The 7,721-nt window shown below is 54.1% G+C and carries 6 protein-coding genes; 2 read left to right on the top strand and 4 right to left on the bottom strand.

Annotation, left to right across the window (positions count from 1 at the left end; genetic code table 11):
* The coding region (locus tag H7A81_RS23860; RefSeq protein WP_182058918.1) for an aminotransferase class III-fold pyridoxal phosphate-dependent enzyme at nt 1-616 on the bottom strand (616 nt) is incomplete at its 3' end.
* Nucleotides 617-714: 98 nt separating this feature from the next.
* On the opposite strand from H7A81_RS23860, the gene H7A81_RS23865 reads away from it, so the two are divergent.
* Nucleotides 715-1,614, top strand: coding sequence for a LysR family transcriptional regulator (locus H7A81_RS23865; protein ID WP_182058919.1), 900 nt, complete (start codon nt 715-717; stop codon nt 1,612-1,614).
* Nucleotides 1,615-1,914: 300 nt separating this feature from the next.
* Here H7A81_RS23865 and betA read toward each other — a convergent pair whose 3' ends face one another.
* From betA to betI, 3 genes are read right to left on the bottom strand one after another with little or no spacing between them, the layout of a single operon-like run.
* Nucleotides 1,915-3,594 carry a choline dehydrogenase gene (betA, locus tag H7A81_RS23870; protein WP_182058920.1) on the bottom strand — a complete coding sequence of 560 codons (1,680 nt, stop codon included), beginning with the start codon at nt 3,592-3,594 and terminating at the stop codon, nt 1,915-1,917.
* Nucleotides 3,595-3,620: 26 nt separating this feature from the next.
* Nucleotides 3,621-5,093 (bottom strand): betaine-aldehyde dehydrogenase, encoded by a 1,473-nt coding sequence (betB, locus tag H7A81_RS23875; protein WP_182058921.1) that lies wholly within the window; start codon nt 5,091-5,093, stop codon nt 3,621-3,623.
* 13 nt (nt 5,094-5,106) lie between these two features.
* The gene (betI, locus tag H7A81_RS23880; protein ID WP_034824050.1) at nt 5,107-5,703 is read right to left on the bottom strand and encodes a transcriptional regulator BetI; all 597 of its coding nucleotides are present in this window, start codon (nt 5,701-5,703) and stop codon (nt 5,107-5,109) included.
* A 253-nt stretch (nt 5,704-5,956) separates the two neighbouring features.
* Between betI and H7A81_RS23885 the strand changes: the two genes are divergently transcribed.
* A partial coding sequence (locus H7A81_RS23885) for a choline transporter (protein WP_182058922.1) occupies nt 5,957-7,721 on the top strand: 1,765 nt, incomplete at its 3' end.

Consider the following 7,721-nt stretch of genomic DNA (forward strand, 5'->3'; position numbering starts at 1 on the left):
GTTTCAGCATCTCATTAGCCAACGCCACACCGCCGGTTTCGGCCTGGCCAGCAGTGAAGGGCAGATCGGTTTGCAGCGTGTGTGGAATATGGTCAACGTCCATAAACTGACCGAACATCTTGCGGTTGCCGCCAATGCCGCCCAGGCTGGTTCCGGCGATATTCACGCCGTGGTAACCGCGAGCACGTCCGATAAATTTGGTTTTCGCCGGCTGGCCTTTGATGCGCCAGTAAGCGCGCGCCATCTTCACCGCCGTGTCTGCTGATTCCGAGCCCGATCCGGTGAAGAACACATGGTTTAGATCACCCGGCATATGCTGGGCAATCTTGTCTGCCAGCTGAAATGACAGCGGATGGCCGTACTGGAAGCCGGGCGAATAATCGAGCGTACCCAGTTGTTTCGCCACCGCCTGCTGGATTTCACTGCGGCAGTGGCCCGCGCCACAGGTCCATAAACCGGAAAGGCTATCAAAAATCTGCCGTCCTTTATCATCAGTCAGCCAGCGGCCTTGAGCGCCGACAATGATACGGGGATCGCGCTGGAAATTCCGGTTGGCAGTAAACGGCATCCAGTGCGCTTGCAGATTGAGATCGGTAGTGTTGACAGCATCAGACATGATGTTTCTCCAGACAGGTGTATGAAGAGTTTGCATTTAACGGTTAGTTAAGTTAAATCCCTATTAATTCATCTTCAGTTATTGATTTACTCACCTATATGAAAAGCAAATCGCTCGCGCAGGTCACCGACTTTGATCTCAAATTATTGCGCCTGTTTAAAACTGTGAATGAGAGCGGCAGCTTCTCTGCAGCAGAAAGTTTGTTGGGCATGACGCGATCGGCCATTAGCCTGCACATGGGCGATCTTGAGAAGCGACTTGGCATGCGATTGTGTCAACGCGGACGGGCGGGTTTTGCCTTAACCGAAGAAGGGCGTGAGATCCTGCGTCACAGCGAAAGTATGATGGCGGCTATCGAGCAGTTTCGCCTGCAGGTTAATCAGATGCACAAGCAGCTGCGCGGCGATTTGAATATCGGGATTATCAATAATCTGGTCACGCAACCACGCATGAAAATTACCCATGCGCTGGAGAAACTGCATGAGATAGGTCCCGATATTCGGCTGAATATCAGCATGATGACGGCCGCAGAGATTGAAAGAGGGCTGATGGATGGTCGCTTGCACGTCGGTGCGCTGCCAGTCACTTCGCCGATTTCCGGCCTGGATTACATGCCGTTATATGATGAGTGGTCGCAGCTTTACTGTAGCAACACCCATGCGTTGTTTTCCCTCGAGCCAGATGAAGCGCAACTGAAGGGATGTGATGCCATCGCACCCGCTTTTCGCATGACGGCAGAAGCGATTGCCATGCACCAGAAACTCAATTGCAATGCCACGGCAACCGACCGCGAAGGCATTGCCTTTTTGATTCTCACCGGCCGCTTTATCGGTTTCTTGCCTGACCACTATGCCGCACAGTGGGTGGAAAAAAAGATGATGCACGCCATCGCACCGGAACGTTTCCACTTCACCAGTAAGATCGCCGTGGTGACACGCAAAGGGCGCAGCCATAATGCCATTCTTGAACGATTTTTACAGGCGATTGATTGGGTATGAGTTTTACCACAAGGCGTAAAACGAACACGTTACTAGTTACAACATACTTTAAAGCTGCATCAATACGCTAAATGCCGGCTATTGTGCGTCATCAGTCTATAGGAAAGAAGGGAGCGTCAGTCACTGCAGAATATGACGAACCTCCCTGCTTTAAGTTGTAAAAGGGGGTGCATGATGCCGCAAGACGTGATCAACTGGGCTCAGATGACATTAAGCTTGAGTTACAGCGGCTGATTATGGCTTATCTGCAAAGCTAGCCAAAGAAGAGCAGGGTGACGAGAGCCACCCTGATATATACGGTTAGGCGCGCTTCGGCTCACCACGTACCGGCAGATTGCCAGCGACGAAGTAATCCGCTTCGCTACGCGGTAACGGCTGACGGCCACGGATATTATCCGCAATCTTTTCACCGATCATGATGGTGGTGGCATTCAGGTTTCCAGTGATGATCAGCGGCATAATTGACGCATCTACCACGCGCAACGCCTGCAATCCATGCACACGACCTTCGCCATCAACCACCGCCATGCTATCGCTGCCCATTTTGCAGGTGCCACACGGGTGATAGGCGGTCTCGGCATGGTTACGCACAAACTCATCCAGCTGTTCATCGGTCTGGCAATCGAGGCCCGGACTGATTTCTTTGCCGCGATACTTATCCAGCGCAGGCTGATTGATGATTTGACGCGTAATACGAATCGCGTCACGGAACTCATGCCAGTCCTGTTCATGCGCCATATAGTTGAACAAAATGGCCGGATCACGACGCGGATCGCGCGATTTAATCTGCACATGCCCACGGCTCGGTGAACGCATTGAACCCACGTGACACTGGAAACCGTGCGCTTCAACGGCGTTGGAGCCGTTGTAGTTAATCGCTACTGGCAGGAAGTGATACTGAATGTTCGGCCAGGTAAACTCTTCGCGGCTGCGAATAAAGCCACCGCCTTCAAAGTGGTTGCTGGCACCGATGCCGGTCCCGTTGAACAGCCACTCTGCACCGATCTTCGGCTGGTTCCACCATTTCAACGACGGATAGAGGGAAACCGGCTCTTTGCACTCGTACTGCAGGTACATTTCGAGGTGATCCTGCAGGTTTTCGCCGACGCCCGGCAGATCATGTACCACCGGAATGTCGAATTTGTTCAGCAGTGCAGCAGCGCCCACGCCAGAGCGCTGCAGAATCTGCGGCGAGGCGATGGCACCGGCGCACAGCAACACTTCACGGCGCGCATGCACCTGATGTGGCGTGTTGCCCGATCCCTGCAAATATTCCACGCCCACCGCGCGCTTGCCTTCAAACAGGATGCGATCGGTGGTGGCATGGGTGACGATCTTCAGGTTTGGACGCACTTTGGCGGTATCGAGATAGCCGCGCGCGGTGCTGGATCGACGACCTTTCGGCGTGACGAAGCGATCCATCGGTCCGAAGCCTTCCTGCTGATAGCCGTTCAAATCTTCCGTGCGCGGATAGCCTGCTTCAACACCGGCTTCAATCATCGCAGCAAACAGCGGATTGTTATCGGGTTTACAGGTGGTGATGCTGACCGGGCCCTCGCCGCCGTGATAGTCATTGGCGCCGATATCGCGGGTTTCTGATTTGCGATAGTAGGGCAGGCAGTTCAGGTAGCTCCAGCTTTCCAGCCCAGGCTGCTGCGCCCAGTTATCGAGGTCCATTGCGTTACCACGGATGTAGCACATGCCGTTAATCAGTGATGATCCGCCCAGACCTTTACCGCGTCCGCACTCCATGCGGCGGTTATTCATATGCGGTTCTGGCTCGGTTTCATACGCCCAGTTATAGCGTTTGCCCTGCAACGGATAAGCCAGCGCAGCTGGCATCTGCGTGCGGAAATCGAAGCGGTAGTCAGGGCCACCTGCTTCTAAAAGCAGCACATTCACGCTGCTGTCTTCGGTCAGTCTTGTTGCCAAAACGTTCCCTGCGGATCCGGCTCCGATAATGATGTAATCAAATTCCATTAGTCGCTCCTCAGGTTAAAGCTCAATTAAAATACGGACTGAAAACGGGATAACTCGACCTGCACCGACTTCACCTGGGTGTAGTTTTGCAAGGTCATCAGGCCATTCTCACGGCCAATACCGGAGTGCTTGTAGCCGCCCACCGGCATTTCGGCGGCAGATTCGCCCCAGGTGTTGATCCAGCAGATACCCGCTTCGATCTGGTGAATCACGCGGTGTGCGCGGTTCAGGTCTTGCGTCACCACGCCCGCAGCCAGACCGAAATCGGTGGCATTGGCGCGACGTACCACTTCTTCTTCGCTTTCGTAAGTCAGAATCGACATCACCGGCCCGAAGATTTCTTCACGCACGATGGTCATCTCATCACGGCAGTCGGTGAATACGGTAGGTTCAACCCAGGCACCGTTATCAAACCCGGCACCGCTCAGGCGTTTGCCGCCGCACAGCAGACGCGCACCTTCGTTGATACCGGATTCGATATAGCGCATCACGTTGTCACGATGCGGGAAGCTCACCAGCGGACCGAAATTGGTGTCGGGATCGTTGAGATTACCTGCTTTAATGCGTGCAACACGCTCAGCGATTTTTGCTTCAAACGTGGCCTGGAATTTTGCCGGGATAAACACGCGCGTACCGTTGGTGCAGACCTGGCCTGAGCTGTAGAAGTTGGCCATCATGGCGATGTCGGCGGCCAGATCGAGATCGGCATCATCAAAAATGATCAGTGGTGACTTGCCACCCAATTCCATAGTGACTTCTTTCAGGGTGGAGCCTGCGGCATTCGCCATCACTTTTTTGCCGCTGGCCACGCCGCCGGTAAAGGAGACTTTATCGATGCCCGGGTGGTCAGTCAGCAGTTGACCAGTGACCGCGCCACGACCGTTCAGCACATTGAATACGCCGGCAGGCACGCCCGCTTCGGTGTAAATTTCTGCCAGCTTCAGTGCTGTCAGTGGAGTGACTTCACTCGGTTTAAAGATCATCGCGTTACCTGCTGCCAGCGCAGGGGCAGATTTCCATAAGGCGATCTGAATCGGGTAATTCCACGCACCAATACCAGCGACCACGCCGAGCGGTTCACGACGGGTATAAACAAACGCCGTGTCGCGCAGTGGGATCTGCTGGCCTTCCAGCGTCGGGATCAGACCGGCGTAATATTCCAGCACGTCAGCACCGGTCACGATGTCAACATATTGGGTTTCGCTCAGCGGCTTACCGGTGTCGAGGGTTTCCAGCGCGGCCAACTCGTCGTTGCGCTCACGCAGAATATCGACGGCACGGCGCAGAATGCGTGAGCGCTCCATGGCGGTCATCGCGGCCCAGACTTTCTGGCCTTTTTGCGCGGCAGCGACAGCACGATTAACATCGGCCTGTTCCGCCTCATGTACTTCGGCCAGTACTTCGCCATTGGCCGGGTTGATGGTCTGGAATGTATTACCTGCGCTCGCCGCAATGAACTGACCATCGATATACAGCTGCTGTTCGGTGAATCGGGACATGATTTCTCCTTCCTCAGTGATTCAGTGCGCCAGCAAGTTGCTGACGGATAAATTGGGTGGTGAGCGTTTTCGCGACATCGATATTGAAGGGCAGACCGCTTAGCGCAGCTCGCAGCCAAAGGCCATCGATTAGCGATGCCAATCCGTGAGCCGCCAGTCGCGCCTGTTCACGCGGCAATTCACGGTGAAACTCGGCGGCGAGGGTTGAAAACAGGCGTCGGCTACTGACCCGTTCCAGACGACCCAACTGCGGCTGATGCATGCTGCTGGCCCAGAAATCCAGCCAGGCTTTCATCGCCGCGCTGTGCACCTGTGTGTCATCGAAGTTACCTTCGACAATCGCCAGCAAGCGTGCTTCGGTCTTCGCGCCCGCCAACGGTTTCAGGCGGGCAGCCACGGCATCACGTAACTGACGAGTGATATCGCGCATGGTGGCTTCCAGCAAACCGTTCTTGTCCTTGAAGTAGTGGCTGATGATGCCGGTCGAAACCCCCGCACGGCGGGCAATCTGCGCAATAGTTGCGTCATTAATTCCTACCTCGTTAATCGTATCGAGGGTTGCATCAATCAGCTGCCGACGACGAATCGGCTGCATTCCCACCTTTGGCATGACTCCAGCTCCACCACAATGTCAGAGGACTATTTAAACTTTTTTTGATTGCACGTTCAATATAAAAAAGAATTTTGTTAGGATACTGTGCTTCGATTGTTACAAAAGCACAGCGGTGAACCGGGCTATGCGGCTCATCGTCAGAAGAAAGCACTACAGGGAGGGACAACAGGGGTACTGATAACAACAAGGCCTGGCAGACAGGTCACGCTAATCCATTGAGTCATTACAGGAAATTAACCAGAGGTCATCGATGATTAATCCACCTGCCAGTGAAAAAGACAGAATCAATCCTGTGGTGTTCTACACCTCAGCCGGACTGATTCTGACATTTTCACTTGTCACTATTTTTTACAGCGAGCTGGCTGCCAGCTTGATTCAGACTGCGGTTAACTGGGTTACCGCTACGTTTGGCTGGTACTACATGCTGGCCGCGACGCTGTATATCGTTTTCGTTATCTACATGGCCTGTTCACGTTACGGCGCCATCAAGCTCGGGCCAGAGCAATCCAAACCAGAATTCAGCTTATTAAGCTGGTCAGCGATGCTGTTTGCGGCCGGTATCGGTATCGATCTGATGTTCTTCTCAGTGGCCGAACCGGTCACGCAGTACATGCAACCGCCTGAAGGCGCCGGACAAACCATGGAAGCCGCCCGACAAGCCATGGTGTGGACGTTGTTCCACTACGGCGTAACTGGCTGGTCAATGTACGCGCTGATGGGGATCGCGCTGGGGTACTTTAGCTACCGCTACAATTTGCCGCTCACCATCCGTTCTGCGCTGTATCCAATCTTTGGTAAACGTATTAACGGGCCGATTGGCCATACCGTGGATATTGCAGCGGTGGTGGGGACCATCTTCGGCATCGCCACTACCTTAGGGATCGGCGTGGTTCAGCTCAATTATGGCCTGAACGTGTTGTTCGATATTCCTGAAGGCTTTACCGCGCAGGCGGCGTTGATTGTGCTGTCGGTGATTATCGCCACCATTTCCGTGACCTCTGGCGTGGATAAAGGCATCCGTATTTTGTCGGAACTCAACGTTGCGCTGGCATTGGGGCTGATTCTGTTTGTGCTGTTCATGGGCAAAACCGACTTCCTGCTGAATGCGCTGGTGCTCAATGTCGGTGATTACATCAACCGCTTTATGGGCATGACGCTGAACACCTTTGCGTTTGATCAGCCAAGAGAGTGGATGAACAGCTGGACGTTGTTCTTCTGGGCATGGTGGGTCGCCTGGTCCCCGTTTGTTGGCTTGTTCCTGGCGCGTATTTCACGTGGTCGCACTATCCGTGAGTTCGTGCTCGGTACGCTGATTATCCCGTTCACCTTCACGCTGTTGTGGCTGTCGGTCTTTGGTAACGCCGCGCTGTATGAAATTATCCACGGTGATGCCGGCTTTGCTCAGGAAGTGATGGCGCATGCAGAACGTGGCTTCTACAGCCTGCTGGCGCAGTATCCGGCGTTTAAGTTCAGCGCTTCGGTCGCGACCATTACCGGCATGCTGTTCTACGTCACCTCAGCGGATTCCGGTTCACTGGTGTTGGGTAACTTCACTTCGAAGCTGAAAGACATCAACAGTGATGCACCGAACTGGCTGCGTATCTTCTGGTCAGTGGCGATTGGTGTTCTGACCATGGGTATGTTGATGACCAACGGTATCTCTGCGCTGCAGAATGCCACGGTGATCATGGGACTGCCGTTCAGCTTTGTGATCTTCTTTGTGATGGCTGGTTTGTATAAGTCACTCAAAGTGGAAGACCATCGCCGCGCCAGCGCCAGTCGTGAAACGGCACCGTACATTCCGGCCAGCAACGATCGCCTGAGCTGGAAGAAACGATTGTCGCGTCTGATGAACTATCCAGGCACACGCTACACCCAGCAAATGATGGAGAACGTCTTGTTCCCGGCAATGCAGGATGTAGCGAAAGAACTGGAGTTGCGCGGCGGTCGGGTTTCACTGGACCGCGTGGAGCCGGAAGAGGGCCATCCGTTAGGTTATCTGGATTTGCGCGTGC

The organism is Pantoea sp. ME81 (assembly GCF_903970985.1).
In the GTDB taxonomy this organism is placed as follows: Bacteria; Pseudomonadota; Gammaproteobacteria; order Enterobacterales; family Enterobacteriaceae; genus Pantoea; species Pantoea communis.

Coding starts and splice junctions, on each gene's coding strand:
- betI (WP_034824050.1), bottom strand. CDS start 5,703: ATGCCAAAGGTGGGAATGCAGCCGATTCGTCGTCGGCAGCTGATTGAT.
- H7A81_RS23865 (WP_182058919.1), top strand. CDS start 715: ATGAAAAGCAAATCGCTCGCGCAGGTCACCGACTTTGATCTCAAATTA.
- betB (WP_182058921.1), bottom strand. CDS start 5,093: ATGTCCCGATTCACCGAACAGCAGCTGTATATCGATGGTCAGTTCATT.
- betA (WP_182058920.1), bottom strand. CDS start 3,594: ATGGAATTTGATTACATCATTATCGGAGCCGGATCCGCAGGGAACGTT.